The organism is Streptomyces sp. SirexAA-E (genome assembly GCF_000177195.2).
In the GTDB taxonomy this organism is placed as follows: domain Bacteria; phylum Actinomycetota; class Actinomycetes; order Streptomycetales; family Streptomycetaceae; genus Streptomyces; species Streptomyces flavovirens.
The window spans coordinates 6,280,024-6,304,924 of the sequence record NC_015953.1 but is presented as its reverse complement, the minus strand read 5'-3'; the positions used below and the strand labels follow the sequence as shown (position 1 = coordinate 6,304,924).

Sequence of the window (24,901 nt, the reverse complement as noted above, 5' to 3'; positions counted from 1 at the left end):
TTCCCGGTAAATCAACCGACCGCCGGAAAGTCGCCTCGCACGGGGCACTGTGAACGAGAAGTAACTTCCGGAAGGGCCTGGTTGACAACGTTGGCAACCACCTATAGCCTCGCTATTTGCTTGATCGAGTAGTTCTTTTCCTTCCCTCCGGAAAGACCTGCCGAACCGACCGAATCGCGCCACAAATGACCAGCACTCATTTTTGCTGCGCCCATATTCAGAACCGTCGTAAAGTTGGACCGCGACACATCGACGGACCGTCGCCGCAGCGACGCGGCAGCGGCCCCTGAACAGCAATTTCAGGCCAACCGGCGGCTCGGGTCGACCCTGCTCGACAGCACTTCACCCCAGACGGGCGGGGAATCCACGGGCGTTACTGGACACAGGGGGCACACCATGCGCCTTTTCGACCGCTCCAAAGAATTACAGATACTTAACGAGGCGTTCACCGAAAGCACCCGAAGATCCGGGCGGCTGGTGATAGTCACAGGTGGCCCCGGTTCCGGGAAGACGCAGCTCCTGCATGAATTCCTGGCCGCTCCGGACCGATCAGGCGCGCGCATACTCCAGGCCACGGCACTCCCGGCCGAGCGCGACCGGCCGATGAGTCTGCTGCGGCAATTACTGCGCAACGGTGAGGTGCAGCCCGTTCCGTTGAACCCCGCTCGACCGGCGGGCGGACAGAAGAAGGCATTCTCCCGGCATTCGGAGCTCCGGTCCCGAACGGGCTTCGCCGATCCGGGGCCGGGCACGACGGAGGCACTGCTGCGGCTCGCGGACGGTGACCGCCCCCTCGTGGTGGCCGTGGACGACGCCCACCTCATGGACGAGGCCTCGTTGGGCGCCGTCGTCCACCTGCTGGGCAGGATCCGCTCCCGTCCCGTCCTCGTGGTGTGCGCCACGTCCGCCCCTCCCGGCGCCGGCGGCTCGGCCGCCCACGCCGAGCTGATCCGCCGTCCGCACCGCCGGGCCCGTCTGGGTCCGCTGTCGGAGCGGGCCGTCGGCGAGCTGATCGCCGCCCAGTCGCAAGCCGCCCGGCCCGCCGGGCTCGTCGGCCGCGCCTTCCACCGGGCCACGGCCGGAAACCCCCTGCTGGTACACGCCCTGCTGGACGACAGCTCCCGGTTCGGCCGCGACATCGACCGGCCGATCGCCAGCACCGCCTACCGTCAGGCGGTGCTGTCACTCGTGCACCGCGGTGAGCCGCGCCACATACGGGTGGCCCAGGCACTCGCCGCCTTCGGCGCACCGGCCTCCCCCGGCGTCCTGAGCGATCTCGCCGACACCACGCCCGCCGGTGTCGAGGAGGCCGTCGAGGCCCTCAACTCCGCGGGGCTGCTCGACGGTCACGTCTTCCGGCTGCCGGCGGCGGCGACCGCCGTGCTCGACGACATGGACGCCGCCGCCCGCGCCGCGCTGCACGGACGTATCGCCGACCTGTTGCACCGCTGCGGCGCGCCCGCCGGTGAGGTGGCCCGCCACCTGCACGCCGCGCAACGGGTCCCACGCCCGTGGGGTCCCGCCGTGCTGCGCGCCGCCGCGGAGCAGGCCCTGGCCGCCGACGACGTGGAGTTGTGCGGCAGTTACCTGAACCTGATCCTGCGCGACTGCACCGACACGCAGGAGCGCAACGCCCTGTCCGCCGCCCTCGCCCGCGCCGAGTGGCGCGTCAACCCCGCGGCCGCCGGCGCCCACCTGGAGCCGCTGCGCGGGCCCGCGCTGGACGGCGCGCTGAGCATGCGCGACACCGCCACCGTCCTGCGGCACATGCTGTGGCAGGGCGACACCGAGCTGGCCGCCGAGACCGTGGCCACGCTGGTGCCCGCGCGCTCCCCCGGTGACGCGCAGATCCTCGCCGAGGTCGAGTTCGTACGGCAGTGGTTCTACGGAGTCGCACTGCCCGCCAGGAGTCTGCGCGGTGCCGGTACCGACCCGCGCCGGCCGGCCCCCGCCGACCGCAACGGCGGACTGGCCGAGCAGGTGGCCGTACTGGTCGGAGGCGTCGCCACGGACGACTCGGCGGCGGCCGTGGCCCAGGCCCTGCAAGGCCGCAAACTCGACCACCTCAACCTCGAGCTGGTGGCGATGGCGCTCCTCGCGATCGCCCACGCCGACCGGCCGGGGGTCGCCGCCGAGGCGTGCGACGCCCTGCTGGAGTCCGCGGTCGAGCGCCGCGCGACCACGTGGCAGGCGCTGCTCGGCAGCGTGCGGGCGGAGATCGCACTGCTGCGCGGAGACATGACGAGAGCGGCCGAGGGGGCCGACCGGGCGCTGAGCAGCCTGCACGACGGGAGCTGGGGGGTCCTCGCCGGACTCCCGCTGTCGACGGCGATCTTCGCCCACACCGCCATGGGCGCCTACGACGAGGCCGAGCGGGTGCTCAGGCGCGACGTCCCCGAGCCGATGTTCCATACCGTCTTCGGCATCCAGTACCTCCGGGCCCGGGGGCACCACTACCTCGTCACCGACCGGCCGTTCGCCGCGCTCAACGACTTCGAGACGTGCAGCCGCCTGATGCGGGAGGGGAACTCCAGTCTGCAGAAGGGCATCCCCTGGCGGTCCGATCTGGCGCTGGCCAATCTGCGGATCGGCAAGGCCCACACCGCCCGGGAGTGCGCCGAGGAGCAGTTGCGGCTGCCCGGCGGACACAGTTCCCGGGCGCGGGCGATGGCCTTGCGGATGCTGGCCGCCACCAGCAAGCCGCACCGCCGGGCCTCGCTGCTGCGTGAGGCGATCGACCTGCTCAAACTCTGCGGCGACCAGCACACCCTCGCCCAGGCGTACGCCGACCTGTCCGCGGCCCATTACGAACTGGGCGAGTACGCCCGCGCCCGGCTGGTCGCCCGTCAGGCGGCCCGTGAGGCGAAGGCGTGCAGTGTCGATTCCCCGGTCGACGCGCATCTCCTGGAGGACCCCGGGCAGTCCGAGGGCTCCGAGGCGGAGGGTCCGGCCATCCTGAGCGACGCGGAGTGCCGGGTCGCGGGCCTGGCCGCGCTGGGGTACACCAACCGCGAGATCAGCGGCCGGCTGCACGTCACGATCAGCACGGTCGAACAGCACCTCACCAGGGTCTACCGCAAGCTGAACGTGGCCAGCCGGTCCGAGCTGCCGCCGAAGATGCTGGAGCACCGCATCCCGAAACTGTCCGACCGCTGGGCGGCCACCTACTCCTCGGCGGGCTGACCTCCGGTCCGCGTCCGCCGGCCCCGGACCGCCCGCATCGCACGGCCCTCTCCGCGAGTCCCCCGGCTCGCGAAGGGGGCCGTTCGGCCTCCGCGGACCACCACGCGCGGCTCCCCGCTCCCCGCGGGAGGCGGGGACGGGCGAGCCCGGGGCGCGTCCCGCGCGCCCCGGGCTCGTCCGTCGCTCCGTGCGGCGGTTCAGCCGAAGCTGCCGAGCTCGTCGTCGAGAATGCCGAAGAGCTCGTCGGCCGTGGCCGCCTCCAGCGCCTTGCCCTCGGCGCCGTCGGCCGTTCCGGATTCCCGCCACCGCTCCGAGCCGTCCCAGCGGGCGGTGAGGGCCCGCAGGCGCGCGGCCACCCGGGCGCGTCGCTCGTCGTCGAGCCCGTCGGCGGCCTCCGCGGCGCCCAGCAGCGTCTCCAGGCGTACCACCTCGGCCTCGATGTCGACGGTCTCCTCGTCGGCCCCGCCCAACTCCTCGAACAGGTGCTGGGCGAGGGCCTCGGAGGTGGGGTAGTCGAAGGTGAGCGTGGTGGACAGCCGCAGTCCGGTCTCGGCGCCGAAGCGGTTGCGCAGTTCCAGGGCGGCGAGCGAGTCCACGCCGAGGTCGCCCAGGGGGCGTTCGGGGTCGACGGCACTGCCGGATTCGTGTCCGAGGACATCGGCCACGTGCCCGCACACCAGGTCGACCAGCAGCCGCCTGCCGTCCGCGGCGCCGAGCGCGGCCAGCCGCCGCGACAGCGGCTCCGCCTCCTCCGGGGCGGCCTGGACCGCTCGGGCGGACCGGCGGGCCGGCGCGGCCGTCGGCGCGAGGGCGCGGACCAGGGCCGGGGCATCCTCGGTGACCTGGACGCGCATCGGCAGCAGCAGCGGGCCGTCTCCGCTCAGGGCCCGGTCGAACAGGAGCAGTGCCCGGTCTGCGGGCAGCGGCAGGATGCCGTCGCGGGCCAGCCTGCGCATCTCGGTCGCCCCGAGTCCGGACGCCATGCCGTCGCCGGTGTCCCACAGTCCCCAGCCCAGGGACAGGGCGGGCAGCCCCTCCGCCCGCCGCCGGGCGGCCAGGGCGTCGAGGAAGGCGTTGCCCGCCGCGTAGTTGGCCTGTCCCGCCGCTCCCAGGGTGCCGGCGGCGGAGGAGAAGAGGACGAAGGCGTCCAGATCCAGGTCGCGGGTGAGTTCGTGCAGGTGCCAGGCGGCGTCCGTCTTCGGCCGCATCACCGTCTCGGTGCGGGCGGCGGTGAGGTCGGTGAGCAGACCGTCGTCCAGGACGCCGGCGGCGTGCACGACGGCGGTCAGCGGGTGGGCTTCGGGGACGGAGGCCAGCAGTTCGGCCAGCGCGGCGCGGTCGGTGGTGTCGCAGGCGGCGACCCGGACCCGCGCACCGGGGGCGACGGTCTCCTCGTAACCTTCCGCGTCCGGTGTCCGGCCGCCGCGGCCGACCAGCAGCAGGTGCCGGGCCCCGTGGTGCTCGGCGAGGTGCCGGGCGAGGCGGCGGCCGAGGCTGCCGGTGCCTCCCGTGATGAGGACGGTGCCCTCCGGGTTCAGCGGGCGGGCGGGCGTGGTCCCGGGCTCGTCGGCCGGGGTCAGCTCCGGCGTGTACACCGCGCCGCCGCGCAGGGCGAGTTCGGGCGCTCCGGTGGCGACGGCGGCCGGCAGCACGGCGGCCGATGCGGCGTCGCCGTCGGTGTCGGCCAGCACGAACCGGCCGGGGTGCTCGACGGCGGCGGACCGCACCAGGCCCCAGACGACGGCCTGGGCCGGGTCCGGCAGGGTCCCGTCGACGGCGACGGCGGACCGGGTGACGACGACCAGGGGGGCGCCGTCGGCGGGCGCGACCAGGTGTTCCTGGAGCGCGGCGAGGGTGCGTACGGCGGTCTCGCGGGCCCGGGCCGGCAGGTCGCCGTCCGGGGCTCCGTCCGGGGTCACGGTCAGGACGCGCGGTTCGGCCGCCGCCTCGTCGGCGGTCACCCGCGCCGGGGCCCAGCGCAGGGCGAACAGGTCCCCGGGGTCGGGCGCGGCGGCGTTCAGCTGTTCGGCCGTCACCTGGCGGATGCGCAGCGACGCCGCCTCGGCGACCGGTGCGCCCGAGACGTCGTGGAGGCCCAGGGTCATGTGGTCGGTGCCGTGCGGGGTGAGCCGCAGCCGCAGGGCCGTGGCGCCGGTGGCGTGCAGGGTGACGCCCTCCCATGCGAAGGGCAGCGTCATGACGGCCGGGTCCTGGCCGTCGAGCAGGTCGATGGCGTGGAGCGCCGAGTCGAGGAGCGCGGGGTGCAGTCCGAAGCCGTCGGCCGCGTCGGCGTCGGGGAGGACGAGTTCGGCGCAGACCTCGTCGCCGAGCCGCCAGGCGGCGCGCAGGCAGCGGAACAGCGGGCCGTAGCCGTACCCCTGTTCGGCGAGGTGGTCGTACAGACCGCTCACCTCGACGGGGACGGCTCCCTCGGGCGGCCAGACGGCGACGGGGGCCGGTTCGGGCGTGGTCCGCGGGGCGAGGACGCCGGTGGCGTGCCGTGACCAGTCGCCGTCGGTCCCCTCGGGCCGGGCGTGCACGGCCAGTTGCCTGCGTCCGTCGGCGTCGGGGGCCGCGGCGGTCACCTGGAGGTGCACGGAACCGTGCCCGGCCAGGACCAGCGGCCGTTCCAGGGTGAGTTCCTCCACGTGCGGGCAGCCGGCGCGGTCCCCGGCCTGGAGGGCGAGTTCCACGAAGGCGCTGCCGGGGACCAGGACGACTCCCGCGACGGCGTGGTCGGCCAGCCAGGGGTGGGTGGCCAGGGAGAGGCGGCCGGTCAGCGCGACGGTGCCGTCGGTGGCCAGGGTGAGGGCGGCGCCGAGCATCGGGTGCCCGGCGGGCGACTGGCCGAGCCCGCCGGCGTCGGTGGCCGCCCCGGGCCCGTCCGCCAGCCAGAGCCGCTGCCGCTGGAAGGCGTACGTCGGCAGGTCGACGCGGCGGGCGTCGGTGCCGGCGTGGATCCGCCGCCAGTCGACGGCCAGGCCCCGGACGTGGGCGGTGGCGACGAGTGCGGCGAAGGTCACCTCCTCGTCGCGCTCGCGGCGCAGGGCCGGTACGAGCACCGACCGGTCCGGGTCGGCGAGGGCGTGCGTGCCCATGGCCGACAGGACGGCGTCGGGGCCGAGTTCGAGGAAGGTACGGACGCCGTCGTCCTCCAGCGTGCGGATCACGTCCCCGAAGCGGACGGCCTCACGGACGTGGCGCACCCAGTACTCGGGCGAGCACAGCTCGTCCTCGGTGGCGTACGTGCCGGTGACGTCGGAGACGACGGGGATCGCGGGCGCGGCGTAGCGCAGCTCGCGGGCGGTCTTCTCGAACTCGGCCAGCATCGGGTCCATCAGGGGCGAGTGGAAGGCGTGGCTGACCCGCAGCCGCTTGGTACGGCGGTCGGCGAAGGCGGCGGCGACCGCGTCCACCGCCGCACCCGTTCCCGAGACCACGACCGCGCGGGGGCCGTTGACGGCGGCCAGGGACACCTCGGGGCCGAGGTGCGGCAGCACCTCGTCCTCGGTCGCGTCCACGGCGAGCATGGCGCCACCGGCGGGCAGGGCCTGCATGAGCCGGCCGCGCGCGGTCACCAGCCGGGCCGCGTCCGCGAGGCCCCAGACACCGGCGACGTGGGCGGCGGTCAGTTCACCGATGGAGTGGCCGGCCAGCCGGTCCGGGCGGATGCCGTAGGACTCCAGCAGGCGGTACAGGGCCGTTTCCACCGCGAACAGGGCGCTCTGGGTGTAGAGCGTGTGATCGAGCGACTCGGCCGCCTCGGTTCCCGGTTCGGCCCACATGACCTCGCGCAGCGGCCGGTCCAGGTGGGGGTCCAGGGCCTCGCACGCCTCGTCCAGGGCCTGCCGGAAGGCGGGGTGGGTGTCGTAGAGGCCGCGGCCCATGCCGGTCCGCTGGGCGCCCTGCCCGGTGAACAGGAAGGCGGTGCGGCCGGCGACGGGCCGGCCGCGCACCACGGTGTCGGTGGTGGCGCCGTCGGCCAGCGCGGTCAGGCCGGCCAGCAGTTCGTCCCGGTTCCGGGCGACGACCGCGCCCCGGTGGGTGAGGGCGGCACGGCCCGTGGCCAGCGAGTGGACGAGGTCGGCGATCCGCTCGTCGGCGACGGCGCGCAGCCGGCCGGCCTGGTCGGCCAGTGCCTCGGGGGTGGCGCCGGAGAGGACCACGGGCAGCAGGGGGGCCTGGATCCCGGCCTCGGTGTGGGAGGGGATGTCCTCGGCGGGTGCCTCCTCCAAAATCACGTGGGCGTTGGTCCCACTGATCCCGAAGGACGACACCCCCGCACGACGCACCCGCTCACCCCGCTCCCAACTCCGCTCCTCCTCCAGCAACCGCACCCGCCCCGCACCCCACTCCACCTTCCGCGACGGCTCACCCACATACAACGTCCGAGGCAACACCCCCTCCCCCAACGCCAACACCATCTTCATCACACCCGCCACACCCGCAGCCGCCTGCGTATGCCCCAGATTCGACTTCACCGACCCCAACCACAACGGCACCTCACGCTCGCCCCCGTACACAGCCAACAACGCCTGCGCCTCGATCGGATCACCCAACTCCGTCCCCGTCCCATGCGCCTCCACCACATCCACCTCAGCCGCCGACACACCCGCCGACACCAACGCCTGACCCAACACCCGCTGCTGAGACGGACCGTTCGGCGCCGTCAGACCATTCGACGCACCATCCTGATTCACCGCACTCCCCCGCACCAACGCCAACACCCGATGCCCCGCCCGCCGCGCATCCGACAACCGCTCCAACACCAGCACACCGGCGCCCTCCGACAGGGCCGTGCCGTCCGCCTCCTCGGCGAAGGACTTGACCCGGCCGTCCGCGGCGAGATTGCGCTGCCGGCTGAAGTCGACGAACGTGTCGACGGTCGACATCACGGAGACGCCGCCGGCCATCGCCAGGGTGCACTCGCCCCGCCGCAGCGCCTGCGCGGCCAGGTGCAGCGCCACCAGCGACGAGGAGCAGGCGGTGTCGACGGTGAGGGCGGGGCCCTCCAGGCCGAGGGCGTAGGCGACCCGGCCGGAGACGACGCTGCCGAGGCTCCCGTTGCCGAGGTAGTCGCGGACGGCCTCCGGGACGTCGCGCAGCCGGCTGCCGTAGTCGTGGTACATGACGCCCGCGAACACCCCGGTCCGGCTGCCGCGCACGCTGTGCGGGTCGATGCCGGCGCGCTCCAGGGCCTCCCAGGAGGTCTCCAGCAGCAGCCGCTGCTGCGGGTCCATGGCGAGGGCCTCGCGGGGGCCGATGCCGAAGAAGTCGTGGTCGAAGTCCGCGGCGTCGTACAGGAATCCACCCGAGCGGGTGCTGCAGTGGCCGGGCTTGCCGGGCTCCGGGTCGTAGAGGGTGTCCAGGTCCCATCCCCGGTCGTCCGGGAAGTCGCCCATGCCGTCCGCGCCGTCGGCCAGCAGCCGCCAGAGCTCCTCGGGGGTGGTGACACCGCCCGGGTAGCGGCAGGCCATGCCGACGATCGCCACGGGCTCGTCCGCCGCGAACGCCGCCCGCGGTGCCACGTCCCCGGGGGTGTCCTCGGCGTCGGTGCCGAAAAGTTCCGTCCTCAGGTACCGCACGAGGGCGTCGGCGTCGGGGTGGTCGAAGACGAGGGTGGCGGGCAGCCGCAGTCCGACGGCGCCGCCCAGGCGGTTGCGCAGTTCGACCGCGGTCAGCGAGTCGAACCCGGCCTCGCGGAAGGAGCGGCGCGGGTCGAGCACCATGTCGGCACCGTGGCCGAGGACGGCGGCCACCTGGGTGCGGATCAGCTCCCGCAGCTCCGCGTCCCGTTCGGCGGCGCCCAGGTGGGCCAGCCGGTCGGCGAGCGAGGTCCCGGTGGCCCGGGCGGCGGCGGCCCGGCGGGCGGGGGCGGGCAGCAGACCGCGCAGCAGGGCGGGGACTTCGCCCGCGCCGCGCAGGGCACGCAGGTCCAGGCCGATGGGCAGCAGCAGCGGCTCGTCGGCGGCGAGGGCGGTGTCGAGCAGCCGCAGTCCCTCCTCGGTGGGCAGGGGCCGGACCCCCGCCCGCGCCATCCGCTCGACGTCGGCGTCGCTGAGGTGGGCGGTCATGCCGGTGCGCTGTTCCCAGAAGCCCCAGGCCAGCGAGAGCGCGGGCAGTCCCAGGGAGACGCGGTGCGCGGCGAGGGCGTCGAGGAACGCGTTGGCGGCGGCGTATCCGGACTGCCCGGCCCCGTCGACGGTGCCCGCGGCCGAGGAGAACAGCACGAACGCCGCCAGGTCCGCGTCCCGGGTGAGCTCGTGCAGGTTCCAGGCTGCGTCCGCCTTGGGCCGCAGCACGGCGTCCAGGCGCTCGGGGGTCTGGTCGGTGACCAGCCCGTCGTCGATGACGCCCGCGAGGTGGACCACCGCGGTCAGCGGGTGCGCGTCGGGCACCTCCGCCAGGAGCGCGGCCAGCTCGTCCCGCTCGGCGGCGTCGCAGCGGGCGACGACGATCCGGACGCCCTGCTCGGCGAGGTCGGCGAAGTCGTCCGCGGCGGTGCCGCTGCGCCCGGCCAGGACCAGGCGGCGCACACCGTGTTCGGTGGCCAGGTGCCGGGCGACCACGGCGCCGAGCACGCCGGTGCCGCCGGTGATCAGCACGGTGCCGTCGGGGTCGAGCGTGGCGGCGCTCCCCCGGACGACGGCTCGGGCCAGCCGGGGCACCCTGACGGCGTTCCCGCGCAGCGCCAGTTGCGGCTCGCCGCTCGCCGCGGCGGCGCGTACGGCGGCTGTCCGGGCGTCGTCCGCCGTCCCCCGGGCGCTGTCCACGAGGACGACGCGGTCCGGGTGTTCGCCCTGCGCGGCCCGGACGAGGCCCCACACGGCGGCGCCCGCCAGATCGCGGACGTCCTCCTCGCCGGTGGTGACCGCGCCGTCGGTGAGGACCAGCAGCCGGGCACCGGCCGTACGCTCGTCCGCCAGCCAGTCGTGCAGGGCGGCCAGGACCCGTCCGGTCGTCTCGCGTACCGCCGCCACCGGGTCGTCGCCGCCGGTCACCGGCAGGACCACCCAGTCGGGCACCGAGGCGAGCGCGGCCGTGCCCCTCTCGTCCAGGACGGCATGGGCGGGGACCGCCGCGTCCGGTACGGGCACCGCGGGCCAGTCCAGCCGGTACAGGTCGTCGGCGCGGACCGGGGAGGCCGGCACCCGGCCGTCGACCGGGCGGGAGACCAGGGCCTCGACGGCGGCGACCGGGGCACCGGTGGGGTCGGCTAGTTCCAGGGAGAGCGTGTCGCCGCCGCGGAGGCGCACCCGCAGGGCGGTGGCCCCGGCCGCGTACAGCGACACACCGGTCCAGGCGAAGGGCAGCCGGGCGGCCTCCTGGCCCTGCGCGCCGAGACCGTCGGCGTGCAGGGCGGCGTCGAAGAGGGCCGGGTGGAGGGCGAAGGCACCCGCCTCGCCGGGGAGTTCGACCTCGGCGTACGTCTCGTCGCCGCGCCGCCAGGCCGCACGCAGGCCCTGGAAGGCGGGCCCGTAGTCGTAGCCGAGGGACGCCAGTTCGGCGTAGGCGTCGTCCACCGGAACCGGTTCGGCGCCCGGGGGCGGCCAGGCCGCGAGGTCGAAGGCGGGTGGCGCGGTCTGCGGTGCGAGCAGGCCCGAGGCGTTCAGGGTCCAGGCGGCCTCGTCGTCGGCCTCGGGGCGGGAGTGGACGGTCACCGCGCGGTGGCCGTCTTCGCCGGTGTCGGCCACGTGCAGCTGGAGCTGGACGGCGCCCCGCTCGGGCAGCGTCAGGGGCTCCTGGAGGGTGAGTTCGGTGACGTGTCCGCAGCCGAGGTCGTGACCGGCGCTCAGCGCCAGCTCCACCAGCGCGGTGCCGGGCAGCAGGACGGTGCCGGAGACGGCGTGGTCGGCCAGCCAGGGGGTGGTGGACAGCGAGAGCCGGCCGGTGAGGAGGGTGCCTCCGCCGGCGACCGTGACGGCGGCGCCCAGCAGCGGGTGTCCGGCGCTCCGGAGCCCGGCGGCGGTGACGTCACCGGTGGCCGCGGACCGGCCGAGCCAGTGGCGCTCCCGCTGGAAGGCGTAGGTGGGCAAGTCGGCGACGCGCACCGGCATCCCGGCGAACGCCGGGGACCAGTCGACCGGCACACCGGCCACGAACGCCTCGCCCAGCGAGGTGAGCAGGCGCCGGGCGCCTCCGTCGTCGCGGCGCAGCGAGCCGAGGCCGGTGACGGCCGTGTCCGCGGCGTCGGCCGTCTCCTCGATGCTGTTGAGCAGGACCGGGTGCGGGCTGCACTCGACGAACACCCCGTAGCCGGCCTCCAGCAGGGACCGGGTGGTCGGCTCGAACAGGACGCTGCGGCGCAGGTTGGTGTACCAGTAACCGGCGTCCAGCGTGGTGGTGTCCAGCACGCCGCCGGTGACGGTGGAGTAGAACGGCACGTCGGCGGCGCGCGCCCGCACGTCCGCGAGGTCGGTCAGGAGCCGTTCGCGGATCGACTCGACGTGGGCGCAGTGCGAGGCGTAGTCCACCGGCAGCCGTTTGGCACGTCCGCCGTCGGCGACGACCGTCTCGCGCAGGGCGTCCAGGACGTCGGCGTCCCCGGAGAGCACCACGGAGGAGGCGCCGTTGACCGCGGCCACCGCGACCCGGCCGTCGTGGCCGGCGACGAGTTCGCGGGCCCGGGACTCGGGCAGGGCCACCGACATCATGCCGCCGCGGCCGGAGAGCACCTCGGCGATGGCCTGGCTGCGCAGGGCCACGACGCGGGCCCCGTCGGACAGGCTGAGGGCGCCGGCCACGCAGGCGGCGGCGATCTCGCCCTGGGAGTGGCCGATGACGGCGGCGGGACGCACCCCGTGGGCACGCCACACCTCGGCCAGCGACACCATGATCGCCCACAGCGCGGGCTGTACGACGTCCACCCGTTCCAGCGGGCGGCGTTCGCGTACGGTCTCCAGGAGGTCCCAGTCGGTGAAGGGGCCGAGGGCCTCGGCGCAGTCCGCCATGGTGGCGGCGAACACCGGCGAGTCGTCCAGCAGGTCGGCGGCCATGCCGGCCCACTGGGAGCCCTGCCCGGGGAAGACGAACGCGACGCGGGACTCCCCCGCCGGTGAACCGCGCACCACGCCGGACGCCGGGTCGCCCTCGGCCAGGGCGGTGAGGTCGGCGGTCACGGCGGTCGGGTCCGCGCCGACGACGACGGCCCGCCGGTCCAGGGCGGCGCGGGCGGTGGCCAGGGTGTGGGCGACGTCGGGCACGGGGTCGGTGCCGGTCTCCAGGTGGTCCAGGAGGCGGCGGGCCTGCGCGGCCAGCGCCGCGTCGTCGCGGCCGGACAGCACCAGCGGCAGGGGGCGGTCCCAGACCGGCTCCTCGGCACGTGGCTCGGGCTCGGGGGCCGCCTCCACGATGACGTGGGCGTTGGTGCCGCTGATCCCGAAGGAGGACACGGCGGCTCGGCGGGGCTCGCCGGGGGCGGGCCACTCGCGCGGCTCGCCGAGCAGCTCGACGGCGCCGGCCTCCCAGTCGACCTGGGTGGTGGGCCGTTCGGCGTGCAGGGTCCGGGGCAGCCGGCCGTGGCGCATGGCCATCACCATCTTGATGACGCCGGCGACTCCGGCGGCGGCCTGGGTGTGCCCGATGTTGGACTTCACCGAGCCCAGCCACAGCGGTTCCGCGCGGTCCTGGCCGTAGGTGGCCATGAGCGCCTGGGCCTCGATCGGGTCGCCGAGCGGGGTGCCCGTGCCGTGCGCCTCCACGGCGTGCACCTGGTGGGGTTCCAGGCGGGCGTCGGCGAGGGCCGCGCGGATGACGCGCTGCTGGGAGGGGCCGTTGGGCGCGGTCAGGCCGTTCGACGCGCCGTCCTGGTTGACGGCGGTGCCGCGCACCACGGCGAGCACCCGGTGGCCGTTGCGGCGGGCGTCGCTCAGCCGCTCCAGGAGCAGCATGCCCACGCCCTCGCCCCAGCCGGTGCCGTCCGCGCCCTCGGCGAAGGACTTGCAGCGGCCGTCCTGGGCGAGGCCGCGCTGCCGGGAGAAGTCGATGAAGGTGTCCGGGGTCGACATGACGGTCACCCCGCCGGCCAGCGCGAGGCCGCACTCACCGGTGCGCAGGGCCTGTACGGCCAGGTGGAGGGCGACCAGCGAGGAGGAGCAGGCGGTGTCGACGGTGACGGCAGGGCCCTCCAGTCCGAGGGTGTAGGACACGCGGCCGGAGGCGACGCTGCCGAGGTTGCCGTTGCCCAGGTAGCCCTCGACGCCCTCGGGGACGTCCGTGAGCCAGCTGCCGTAGTCGTGGTACATGACCCCGGCGTAGATGCCGGTGCGGCTGCCGCGCAGGGTGTGCGGGTCGATGCCGGCGCGTTCGAACGCCTCCCAGGCGGTCTCCAGCAGCAGCCGCTGCTGCGGGTCCATGGCGACGGCCTCGCGCGGGCTGATCCCGAAGAAGCCCGGGTCGAACCGCGGTGCGTCGTAGAGGAATCCGCCTTCGCGCACATGGGTGCGGTTCGGCGCGTCGGGGTCGGGGTCGTAGATGGCGTCGACGTCCCAGTCGCGGTCCGCGGGGAAGTCGCCCACGGCGTCCACCCCGGCGTCGACCAGCTGCCACAGCTGTTCGGGGGTGCTGACGCCGCCGGGGTAGCGGCAGCTCATGGCGACGACGGCGACGGGCTCGTGCGCGGCTTCGGCAATCCGGTCGTTGTGCCGGCGCAGCCGCTCGTTCTCGAGCATGGCCTCGCGCAGCGCCTCGACGATCTGCTCGACGGATGTGTCCACGGTCGGTGTCGCTCCCTGCTGACTCGACGGCGCTGATGATGCGATGGGGGTGCGGTGGGGGTGCGCCGGAGGCGGTTCGCCGGTGCCGGACGCGGCGCGTCGTCCGGCACCGGGGCTGGTCACTCGGGGCTGCTGCGGTTCAGGGCCGCCCGCACCAGGTCGGCGACGCCCATCGACTTGATGTCCAGGGGCTGTTCGGCCGCGGCTCGGGCCGGTGCGGGTGCGGAGAGTTCCAGCAGTCCTTCGAGGAGTCCCGCCTCGCGGATCCTCGCGACCGGGATCCGGGCGATGAGGTCGCGCACCTCGTCGTCGGCCCGGGGATCGGCCGGTTCCGGGCCGGAGTCCGGGGCGAGCCGGTCGAGGAGGTGGTCGGCCAGGGCGGTCGGGGTGGCGTAGTCGAAGATGAGGGTGGAGGGCAGGCGCAGCCCGCTGACGGCGTTGAGCCGGTTGCGCAGTTCGACCGCGGCGAGTGAGTCGAAGCCGAGCTCGGTGAAGGCGCGCCGGGGGGCGACGGCCGCGGGCCCGTCGTGGCCGAGGACCGCGGCGACCTCGGTGCGGACCGCTTCGAGCACGGTGTGCGCGTGGTCCGCCTCCGGCAGCCCGGCCAGGCGCTCCCCGAGGGTGCGGGTCCGGTCGTCCTGCGCCGCGCGGGCGGTGACCCCGGCCAGGGTGCGCAGCACGGCCGGTACGTCGTCACCGCGGCGGCGCAGGGCGGCGGTGTCCAGCCGGACCGGCACCAGGGCGGGGAGCCCGGACTCCAGGGCCGCGTCGAAGAGTTCCAGCCCCTCGGCCGGGTCGAGCGCGCCGATGCCGGACCGTTCGACGCGTTGTGCGTCGCCCTGGTCGAGGCCGGCTCCCATGCCGCCGCCGGCCCACAGGCCCCAGGCGAGCGAGGTGGCGGGCAGGCCGTGGGAGGCGCGGTGGGCGGCCAGGGCGTCGAGGAAGACGTTGGCGGCGGCGTAGTTGCCCTGCCCCGAGGCGTCGACGGTGCCGGCGGCCGAGGAGAACAGCACGAAGTGGGACAGGCCCCGGTCGAGGGTGAGCCGGTGCAGGTGCCAGGCGGCGTCCGCCTTGGGCCGGAGCACGGTGTCCAGCCGCTCGGGGGTGAGCGAGGTGACCAGCCCGTCGTCGAGGACGCCTGCGGTGTGCACGACGCTGTCGACGGGGTGGGCCTCCAGCAGCGCGGCGAGCGCCGTCCGGTCGGCGACGTCGCAGGCGACGAGGTCGGTACGGGCGCCCAGGGCGGCCAGTTCCCGGGCCAGTTCGGCGGCTCCGGGGGCGTCCGCCCCACGCCGGCCGACGAGGAGCAGGCGGGTGACGCCGTGCCGGGTGACGAGGTGGCGGGCCACCAGGGCGCCGAGCGCCCCGGTGCCGCCGGTGACGAGGACGGTGCCCCAGGGGAGCTTCGTGCGCGGGGTGTCCGGTTCCGCGGCGCGCGTCAGACGCGGGGCGTGGGCCCGGCCGTCGCGCCACAGCACCTCCGGCTCCCCGGAGTCCAGGACGGCGGCGAGCGCGGCGAGATCGGGTACGGGGCTGTCGGGCCCGGCCCGGCCGACGAGGACGATCCGGCCCGGGTCCTCGGCCTGCGCGGCCCGTACGAGGCCGTGCACGGCGGCGTCGGCGAGGGTGCCGGCGGTGAGCACCAGCAGCACCGAGCCGGCCCACCGCTCGTCGCCCAGCCACTCCTGGACGGTCGCGAGCGTCGCGTCCAGCGTGCCGCGTACGGCCTTCGGCAGCTCCTCCCCTTCGGTGTGCGGGGCGCGCACCGGGAGGACGACGACGTCGGGCACCGGGCCGCCGATCGCGGCCAGGCCCGGGTGGGCGGGCGCGCCGAGCCCGGCGTCGTCCGGGCCGAGCACGGCCCAGGTGCGGCGGTCGGGCCGCCCGGCGGACTCGGGCAGCGGTTCGCCCTCGGTGACGTAGAGGGAACGCACACGTCCGGTGAGCCGGTCGGCGTCGACGGGGCGGGTGACGTAGGACTCGACGGTGGCCAGCGGCCTGCCCTCGGTGTCCGTCAGGTCGAGCCGGGTGCCGTCCTCGCCCCGGGTGACGCGGACGCGCGCGGCGAGCGCCCCTGTGCCGTGCGCGGTGACTCCGGTCCAGGCGAACGGGAGGGCGATCGTGCCGGCGGGCGTGTCGTCGCCGGGGCCCTCGTCGGTGAGGGACGTCGCGTGCAGGGCGGAGTCCAGCAGGGCGGGGTGCAGGGTGTGCCGGGCGGCGTCCTGCCGGGCCTCGTCGGGCAGTTCCAGTTCGGCCAGGACGGTGTCGCCGAGCCGCCAGGCGGTCCGTACGCCGCGGAAGACGGGGCCGTAGTCGTAGCCCTCGCCGTGCAGCCGCGGGTAGAGGCCGGCGGTGTCGAGCGGGACGGCCCCCGGGGGCGGCCAGGCGCCGGCCTGGGCGGTCGTGGCGGGTGCGTCGGTGCCGGTGCCGGTGAGGGTGCCGGTCGCGTGGCGCGTCCAGTCCTCGTCCTCGGGGGCGTTCTCCGGCCGGGAGTGGATCTCCACCGAGCCGTCGGGCCTCGCCGCGACCTGGAGGCGTACGGCCTCGTCGCCGGGCAGCGCCAGCGGGGCCTGGAGGGTGAGTTCCTCCAGCACGGGCCGGCCGGTCAGCCGGCCGGCGTGCAGGGCGAGGTCGACGAGGGCGGCTCCGGGTACCAGCACCGAGCCGAGCACGGCGTGCTGGCTGAGCACGGGGTGGGTGGCGGTGGAGATCCGTCCGGTGAGCAGCGTCCCGGCGTCGCCGGGCAGGTCCAGGCGGGCGCTGACGAGCGGGTGGTCGGCGGTGGCGAGACCGTGCCCGGCGGCGTCGCCCCTGGCGGCGGCCGTCGGCAGCCAGTAGGGGCGGTGCTCGAAGGCGTAGGTGGGCAGCTCGGTGCGGCGTCCCGCGTAACCCTCGTACAGGACCGCCCAGTCGACGTCCGTGCCCCGGGTGTGCACGGCGGCCAGCGCGGCGAGCAGGCCGGGGACCTGGGCGGTGTCCTTGCGGGCCGTGGGGACGAACACGGTCTCCGCCGCGTCGGGGACGCAGTCCGGGCCCAGGGCCGTCAGGACGGGCGCGGCGCCCAGTTCGAGGAAGGTGTCGACGCCCTGCGCCGCCAGCGTCCCGACCGCGTCGGCGAAGCGCACGGTCTGCCGTACGTGCCGCACCCAGTAGTCGGCGGAGCCGAGTTCGGCGGCCGTGGCCTGGACGCCGGTGAGGGTGGAGACGATCGGCAGGACCGGCTCCGCGGCCGGCAGGGCGGCCATGACCTGGCGGAACTCGTCCAGCATGGGCTCCATGAGGGGCGAGTGGAAGGCGTGCGAGACGCGCAGCCGCCGGGTGGTGGCGAAGTGCGCGGCGACGGTGGCGACGGCGTCCTCCTCCCCGGAGACGACCACGGCGCGCGGGCCGTTGACCGCGGCGATGCCGCACCGTTCGTCCAGCAGCGGCGCCACCTCCTCCTCCGAGGCCTGTACGGAGGCCATCGCGCCGCCGGGCGGCAGCGCCTGCATGAGCCGGCCGCGTGCCGCGACGGCGGTCACGGCGTCCTGCAGCGACCAGACCCCCGCGACGTGCGCGGCGGCGAACTCGCCGACGGAGTGCCCGGCCAGCCAGGCGGGCCGTATCCCGAAGGACTCCAGCAGGCGGTGGAGGGCGACCTGGGTGGTGAACAGGGCGGCCTGGGTGTAGGCGGTCTGCTCCAGTACGTCGGGGTGTTCGCCGAAGACCACCTCGGCGAGCGGCCGTTCCAGGTGCTTGGCGAAGAGCTCCGCGATGCGGTCGAAGTGCTCGGCGTAGACCGGGTAGGTGTCGTACCAGTCGCGGCCCATGCCGGGCCGCTGGGCGCCCTGCCCGGAGAAGAGGTGGGCGAGGGTGCCGTCGGTGGCGGTGCCGGTGACGAGCAGGCCGGGGGCCTCGTGTCCGCGGGCCAGGGCCTCCAGCGCTTCGGCGGTGTGCCGCTCGTCGGTGGCCAGGACGACGGCGCGGTGCGGGTGGGTGCCGCGGGTGGTGGCGAGGGCGAGGCCGAGGTCGGCGGGCGCGGTGCCGGTCAGCTCCCGCAGGCGGGCGGCCTGTCCGCGCAGTGCCTCCGGGGAGCGTGCGGAGACCGGGAGGGCGGACACGGGCGGGACGGTGGCCGGGTCGGGCTCCGCGGGCTCGGCCTCGGCGCCGGTGAACTCCTCCAGGATGACGTGGGCGTTGGTGCCGCTGATCCCGAAGGAGGAGATCCCGGCGCGGCGCGGCCGGTCCGGGGTGTGCCAGGGCCGCTCGTCGGTGAGGAGCCGCACCGCGCCCGCCGTCCAGTCCACCTGCGGTGAGGGCGCGTCGACGTGGAGGGTGCGCGGCAGGGTGCCGTGTCCCATGGCCATGACCATCTTGATGATTCCGGCGACCCCGGCGGCGGCCTGGGTGTGGCCCATGTTGGATTTGACGGACCCCAGCCACAGCGGCGCGTCGTCCGGCCGCTCCTGTCCGTAGGTGGCCAGCAGCGCCTGGGCCTCGATCGGGTCGCCGAGCGTGGTGCCGGTGCCGTGCGCCTCGACGGCGTCGACGTCGGCCGGGGTGAGCCCGGCGGCGGCCAGCGCCGCGCGGATCACCCGTTGCTGGGAGGGGCCGTTGGGCGCGGTCAGGCCGTTGGAGGCGCCGTCCTGGTTGACGGCGGAGCCGCGCACCGTGGCCAGCACCCGGTGGCCGTTGCGCAGGGCGTCGGAGAGGCGTTCGACGACGAGTACGCCGACGCCCTCGCCCCAGCCGGTGCCGTCGGCCGCCGCGGCGAACGACTTGCAGCGGCCGTCGGCGGCCAGGCCGCGCTGCCGGGCGAAGTCGACGAAGGTGTCCGGGGTCGACATGACGGTGACGCCGCCGACCAGCGCGAGGTCGCACTCACCCTGCCGCAGCGCCTGCGCGGCCAGGTGCAGGGTGACCAGCGAGGAGGAGCAGGCGGTGTCGACGGTGACGGCCGGACCCTCCAGGCCGAGGGCGTAGGCGACCCGGCCGGAGACGACGCTGCCCAGGCTGCCGTTCCCCAGGTAGGCGGCCAGGTCGTCGGGGACCTCCGTCAGCCAGGTGCCGTAGTCGTGGTACATCACCCCCGCGAACACGCCGGTGCGTGAGCCGCGCAGGACCGCCGGGTCGATGGCGGAGCGCTCCAGGGCCTCCCAGGAGACTTCGAGGAGCAGGCGCTGCTGCGGGTCCATGGCGGTGGCCTCGCGCGGGCCGATGCCGAAGAAGCCCGGGTCGAAGTCGGCCGCGTCGTGGAGGAAGGCACCCTCGCGTGTGTAGGTGCGGCCGGGGGTGCCGGGCTCGGGGTCGTACAGGGTGTCGGTGTCCCAGCCGCGGTCGGCGGGAAAGTCGCCGACCGCGTCGACGCCGTCGGCGACGAGGCGCCAGAGGTCTTCCGGGGAGCGGACGCCGCCGGGGTAGCGGCAGCCCATGCCGACGATGACGACGGGGTCGCTCTCGTCGGCGGGGCGCGGTCCGGCGACGGGCTCGGCGGCCGGCCGCGAGGTGCCGAAGAGCGCGTCCCGGATGTGGTCGGCGAGGGCTCGGGAGGTGGGGTGGTCGAAGACGAGGGTGGCGGGCAGCCGCAGTCCGGTGACGGTGTTGAGCCGGTTGCGCAGTTCGACGGCGGCCAGCGAGTCGAAGCCCAGCTCGGTGAAGGCCCGCCCCGGGTCGACGGCGGACGGGGAGTCGTGCCGCAGGACCGCGGCCACCTCGGTGCGGACCAGCTCCAGCAGAGCCCGTTCCCGGTCGGCGGCGGGCAGCTGCGCCATGCCCCGCTCCGGCTGGGGCGCGGCGTGGGCGGCGGCCCGGCGGGTGACGGGGCGGACGAGGGAGCTCAGCAGCGGCGGCGGGCCGTCGGGCCGTCGGCGTACGGCGGCGGCGTCGATCTCCACGGGGACGAGGTGGGGGCCACCGGAGCGCACGGCCACGTCGAAGAGCCGCAGGGAGTGTTCGGCGGACAGCCCGGGGACGCCGTACGCGGCCACGCGCTCCAGGGCGGCGGCGTCCAGTGCGGCACCCATGCCGGTGCCGGTGGCCCACAGGCTCCAGGCGAGGGCGGTCGCGGGCAGTCCGTGTGCCGCGCGGTGGGCGGCGAGGGCGTCCAGGTAGGCGTTGGCCGCCGCGTAGTTGCCCTGGCCCGGTCCGTCGAGGACGGCGGCCAGCGAGGAGAACAGCACGAAGTGGGAGAGGTCCCGGTCGAGGGTGAGTTCGTGCAGGTGCCAGGCGCCTGCGGCCTTGGCGTGGAAGACCTCGTCGACCATGCCGTCGGTGAGGCTCTCGACGATGCCGTCGCGCACGGTGCCCGCGGCGTGGACGACGGAGTCGACCGGGTGCCGGTCCAGCAGCTCGCGCAGCGCCTCCCGGTCGCCGACGTCACAGGCGGCGACGGTGACCTCGGCTCCCAGCGCGGTGAGTTCGGCGTGCAGTTCGGGGGCGTGTCCCCGGCGGCCGGCGAGGACCAGGCGGCGTACACCGTGGGTGCGGACCAGATGGCGGGCGAGCAGGGCGCCGAGACCGCCGGTGCCGCCGGTGATCAGCACGGTGCCCCAGTCGGCGGCCGGCCGGGGTGCGGCTGCCGGTTCGGCGGCCAGCCGGGCCACGGCGAACCGGCCGCCCGCGAGGGAGAGTTCGGGTTCACCGGTGGCGAGCGCCTGGCGCAGCTCGGCCTCGGAGGGCAGACCGTCGTGTTCGAGGAGGACGTAGCGTCCGGGGTTCTCGGCCTGTGCCGAGCGGACCAGTCCGCGTACCGCCGCGTGGGCGGGGCTGTGGGGACCGGTGACGACGACGAGGCGGGTGGCCGCCGCCCGTTCGTCCGCCTGCCAGATCCGCAGCAGGCGCAGGGTGCCCAGGACGTGGGCGCGCGCCTCGGCCGCGTCGGCGCCCGCCGGCCCGGCCGGGCGGTACACCACGGCGTCCGGCGCGGTGGCGCCGAACAGCGCGTCCACGGCGGCGGCGAGCGCCTCCTCGCCGGGACCGTCGTGCGGCGGACCGGCCGGGTGCGCGGCGCCGTCGAGGACGGTGGTGCGCAGGGGCGCGGTGGTCGCCGGCCGGGGGTGCGGCGACCACCGCACGGTGTACAGGACGTCGGTGTCCGGTACGGGCAGGGAGGTCATGGCCTCGACGTCGGCGACGGGGGCGCCGGTGGTGTCGGCGAGGTGCAGTCCGACGGTGTCGCCGTCGCCCCGGGTGATGCGTACGCGCAGGGCCGTGGCGCCGGTGGCGTGCAGGCGGACACCGGTCCAGGCGAACGGCAGCAGCACCTCGCCGCGTGGCGGGGCGTCGAGGTCGGCGGCGTGCAGCGCGGCGTCCAGCAGCGCGGGGTGGAGTCGGAAGCGGGTGGCGTCGGCGGTGGCGTCCTCGGGCAGGGCGACCTCGGCGAGGATGTGCTCGCCGTGCCGCCAGGCGGCGCGCAGGCCCTGGAAGACGGGCCCGTAGGCGTACCCCTGGTCGGCGAGGTCCGCGTAGACCTCCGTGACGTCCAGCGGCTCGGCGTCCGGCGGCGGCCACGCCTCCGCCTCGGTGCCCACGCCCGCGTCGGTGCCCCCGGCCGGAGGGGCGGCGTCGGTGAGCACACCGGCCGCGTGCCGGGTCCAGGGCGTGTCCTCGCCCGCCCGCGAGTGGACGCTGACCGTGCGGCGTCCGGTGTCGTCGGCCTCGCCGACGGCCACCTGGACGGCGACGTGCTCGTCCGGGGCGAGCACCAGCGGTGCGCCGAGTGTGAGTTCCTCCAGGCCGGTGGCGCCGACGTGGTCACCGGCCCGCAGGGCCAGTTCGACGAAGGCGGTGCCGGGCAGCAGCACGCGGCCGGCGATCACGTGGTCCGCGAGCCACGGGTGGGTGCGGGTGGAGAGGCGTCCGGTCAGGACGACGCCCTCCGCGCCGACCGCGACCACGGCCGCCAGCAGCGGGTGCCCGGCCGTGATCTGCCCCAGGCCGGTCGCATCGGCGGGGGCGCCCGGTTCCAGCCAGAAGCGGCGGCGCTGGAAGGGGTAGCCGGGCAGCTCGACGCGGCGGGCTTCCTGGCCGGCGTAGTGCCGTGCCCAGTCGACGGGGACGCCGCGGGCGTGGGCCGCGGCGAGCGCGGTGACGGCCTCGCGGACCTCGGGCCGCCCGCGCCGCAGCACCGGCAGGAAGGCGGTGCCGGGCGCGTCCGTGCAGTCCGGCCCCATCGCGGTCAGCACGGCGTCGGGGCCGATCTCCAGGAACGTCCGGACGCCCGCGTCGGCGAGCCACCGCACGGCGTCGTGGAAGCGGACCTGGGCACGGACGTGGTCCACCCAGTACTCGGGGTCGCACAGTTCCGCGCCGACGGGGGCACCGGTCACGGTGGACACGACCGGCACGGTGGGTTCGGCGTAGTCCAGTACGCGCGCGACGCGGCGGAACTCGGCCAGCATCGGTTCCATCAGCGGTGAGTGGAAGGCGTGGCTGACGCGCAGGCGTTTGGTGTCGTGGCCGCGGGCGGCGAGTTCGCCCGCGATGCGCTCCACGTCGTCCACGTCGCCGGAGATCACGACGGAGGCGGGGCCGTTCACGGCGGCGATGCCGGTGCGCTCGGTGAGCAGCGGCGCGACGTCGCTCTCGGCGGCGCGGACCGCGGCCATGGCACCGCCCTCGGGCAGCCCCTGCATGAGCCGGCCGCGTGCGGCGACCAGGATGGTGGCGTCCTGCAGGGTGAGGACCCCGGCCACGTGCGCGGCGGCGATCTCGCCGACGGAGTGCCCGGCGAGGTGGTCCGGGCGCACCCCCCAGCTCTCCAGCAGGCGGTACAGGGCGACTTCGACGGCGAAGAGGGCCGGTTGCGCGTACTCGGTGCGGTGCAGCAGCTCCGCGTCGGGTGTGCCCGGCCGGGCGAACAGGACGCTCTTGAGGGGCTGCGGGAGCTGGAGGTCGAAGTGGCCGCAGACCTCGTCGAGGGCGTCGGCGAACGCCGGTAGGGCGGCGGCCAGTTCGCGGCCCATGCCGAGGCGCTGGCTGCCCTGCCCGGTGAACAGGAAGCCGAGTTCGCCGCCCGCCCGCCCGGGGACGGGGGCCGAGCCCGAGGCCACGGCGGAGAGCGCCTCCCGCAGCTCGTCCCGGTCGGCGGCGACGAGGACGGCCCGGTCGGGCAGTGCCGCGCGGGTGGTGGCCAGCGCGTGGGCGAGGTCGGCCGGTTGTGTGGTGTCGGCCAGGGGCAGCAGATCGGCGGCGCGGGCCCGCAGGGCGGCCTCGCCGCGCGCGGACAGCGGGAAGACGAGCGGGACCGGGGCGGTGTGCGCCTCCCCCGTGTCCGAAGGGGCTTCGTCCGGGACCTCGTCGCGGTCGTCGGCCTCCGGCTGCTCCAGGATGACGTGGGCGTTGGTGCCGCTGACGCCGAAGGAGGAGACGCCCGCCCGGCGGGGGCGGCCGGTCTCGGGCCAGGGCCTCGGTTCGGTGACCAGTTCCACGCTGCCGGACTCCCAGGCTGCGTGCGGGGTGGGCGCGTCGACGTGCAGGGTCGCGGGTATCCGGCCGTGCCGCATGGCGAGGACCGTCTTGATCACTCCGGCCACGCCCGCGGCGGCCTGGGTGTGCCCCAGGTTCGACTTGACCGAGCCGAGCAGCAGCGGGGCGTCGGCCGGGCGGTCCTGCCCGTAGGTGGCCAGGAGGGCGGTCGCCTCGATGGGGTCGCCGAGCCGGGTGCCCGTGCCGTGCGCCTCCACCACGTCGACGTCGGCGGGGCCGAGCCCGGCTTCGGCCAGCGCCCGGCGGATCAGCTTCTGCTGCGCGGTGCCGTTGGGGGCGGTGAGCCCGTTGGAGGCACCGTCCTGGTTGACGGCGGAGGACCGGACGACGGCGAGCACCCGGTGGCCGTTGCGGCGGGCGTCGGAGAGCCGCTCCAGGACCAGGACGCCGACCCCTTCGGCGAAGCCCGTCCCGTCCGCGGCGGCGGCGAATGCCTTGCAGCGGCCGTCGGCGGACAGACCGCGCTGTCTGCTGAACGCGGTGAAGACACCCGGCCCGCCCATCACCGCCACCCCGCCGGCCAGCGCCAGCGAGGACTCGCCCTGCTGCAGCGAGCGGCGGGCCAGGTGGACGGCGACCAGCGAGGCGGAGCAGGCGGTGTCGACGGTGACGGCGGGTCCCTCGGTGCCCAGTACGTAGGCGACGCGGCCGGAGATGACGCTGGAGGCGTTGCCGGCCAGCAGATGGGCGTCGAGGCCGTCCGGCGCGTCGTGCAGGCGTGGACCGTACTCCTGCACCTCGGCCCCGAAGAACATGCCGGCGGCGGTGCGGCGGAGCGTGCCGGGGTCGATGCCGGCGTCCTCCAGGGCGAGCCAGGAGGTCTCCAGGACCAGTCGCTGCTGCGGGTCCATGGCCAGCGACTCGCGCGGGCTGATGCCGAAGAAGTCGGCGTCGAACTCGGTGGCCGTGTCGAGGAATCCGCCGGTGCGGGCGTAGGAGCTGCCGGGAGCGTCCGGGTCCTCGTCGAAGAGCTGCTCCAGGTCCCAGCCCCGGTCCCGGGGGAAGTCCGAGAGCACCTCGCCGCCGTCGGCCAGCAGGCGCCACAGGTCGGCCGGTGTCCCGATGCCGCCGGGGAAGCGGCAGCCGATGCCGACGATCGCCACGGGCTCGTCGGAGTGGCCGTCACCGGCCGGTTCCGGCGCTGTGCCGTCCGGGACCCGCTCCCCTGCCAGCAGCCGGTCGGCCAGGTCGCGCACGGTCGGGCAGTCGTAGGCGAGGCCGACCGGCAGGTCGAGGCCGGTCCGCTCGGTCAGCCTCCGGTGCAGGTCGACCGCCGCGAGCGAGTCGAGCCCCTGTTCGGCGAGCGGTACGGCCGGGTCCAGCGTCCGCGAGGTGCCCGGCCGGGCCGCCTCCACCGCCTCGGTCACGGCGGTGCGCACGAGGTCCGTCACCAGCCTGCGGTGCTGCGTCGGTGCGGCCTGGGCGAGCAGTCGCGCCAGGGCTGATTCGGATCCGGGCCCGTTCATCCACGCATCTCCACTTTCGACCGACACGGTTTTCCACCTTTTCCTCACCGTAATGACGACCCCGAAAAGGCC

The 24,901-nt window shown here is 75.6% G+C and carries 3 protein-coding genes; 1 reads left to right on the top strand and 2 read right to left on the bottom strand.

Features of this window, described 5'->3' with window-relative positions; genetic code table 11:
• The first annotated feature begins 396 nt into the window (after positions 1–396).
• Positions 397–3,183: a LuxR family transcriptional regulator gene (locus tag SACTE_RS27700; RefSeq protein WP_014049319.1), complete on the top strand. Its 2,787-nt coding sequence runs from the start codon at positions 397–399 to the stop codon at positions 3,181–3,183.
• A gap of 197 nt (positions 3,184–3,380) precedes the next feature.
• Here SACTE_RS27700 and SACTE_RS27695 read toward each other — a convergent pair whose 3' ends face one another.
• Positions 3,381–13,898, bottom strand: a complete 10,518-nt coding sequence (locus SACTE_RS27695; protein WP_014049318.1) for a type I polyketide synthase — start codon at positions 13,896–13,898, stop codon at positions 3,381–3,383.
• Positions 13,899–14,017: 119 nt separating this feature from the next.
• Positions 14,018–24,829 carry a type I polyketide synthase gene (locus tag SACTE_RS27690; protein ID WP_014049317.1) on the bottom strand — a complete coding sequence of 3,604 codons (10,812 nt, stop codon included), beginning with the start codon at positions 24,827–24,829 and terminating at the stop codon, positions 14,018–14,020.
• Between the last annotated feature and the right edge of the window lie 72 nt (positions 24,830–24,901).

What these genes read in the sequence shown, in the direction of transcription:
- SACTE_RS27700 (WP_014049319.1), top strand. Translation starts at nt 397, where the DNA reads ATGCGCCTTTTCGACCGCTCCAAAGAATTACAGATACTTAACGAGGCG.
- SACTE_RS27690 (WP_014049317.1), bottom strand. Translation starts at nt 24,829, where the DNA reads ATGAACGGGCCCGGATCCGAATCAGCCCTGGCGCGACTGCTCGCCCAG.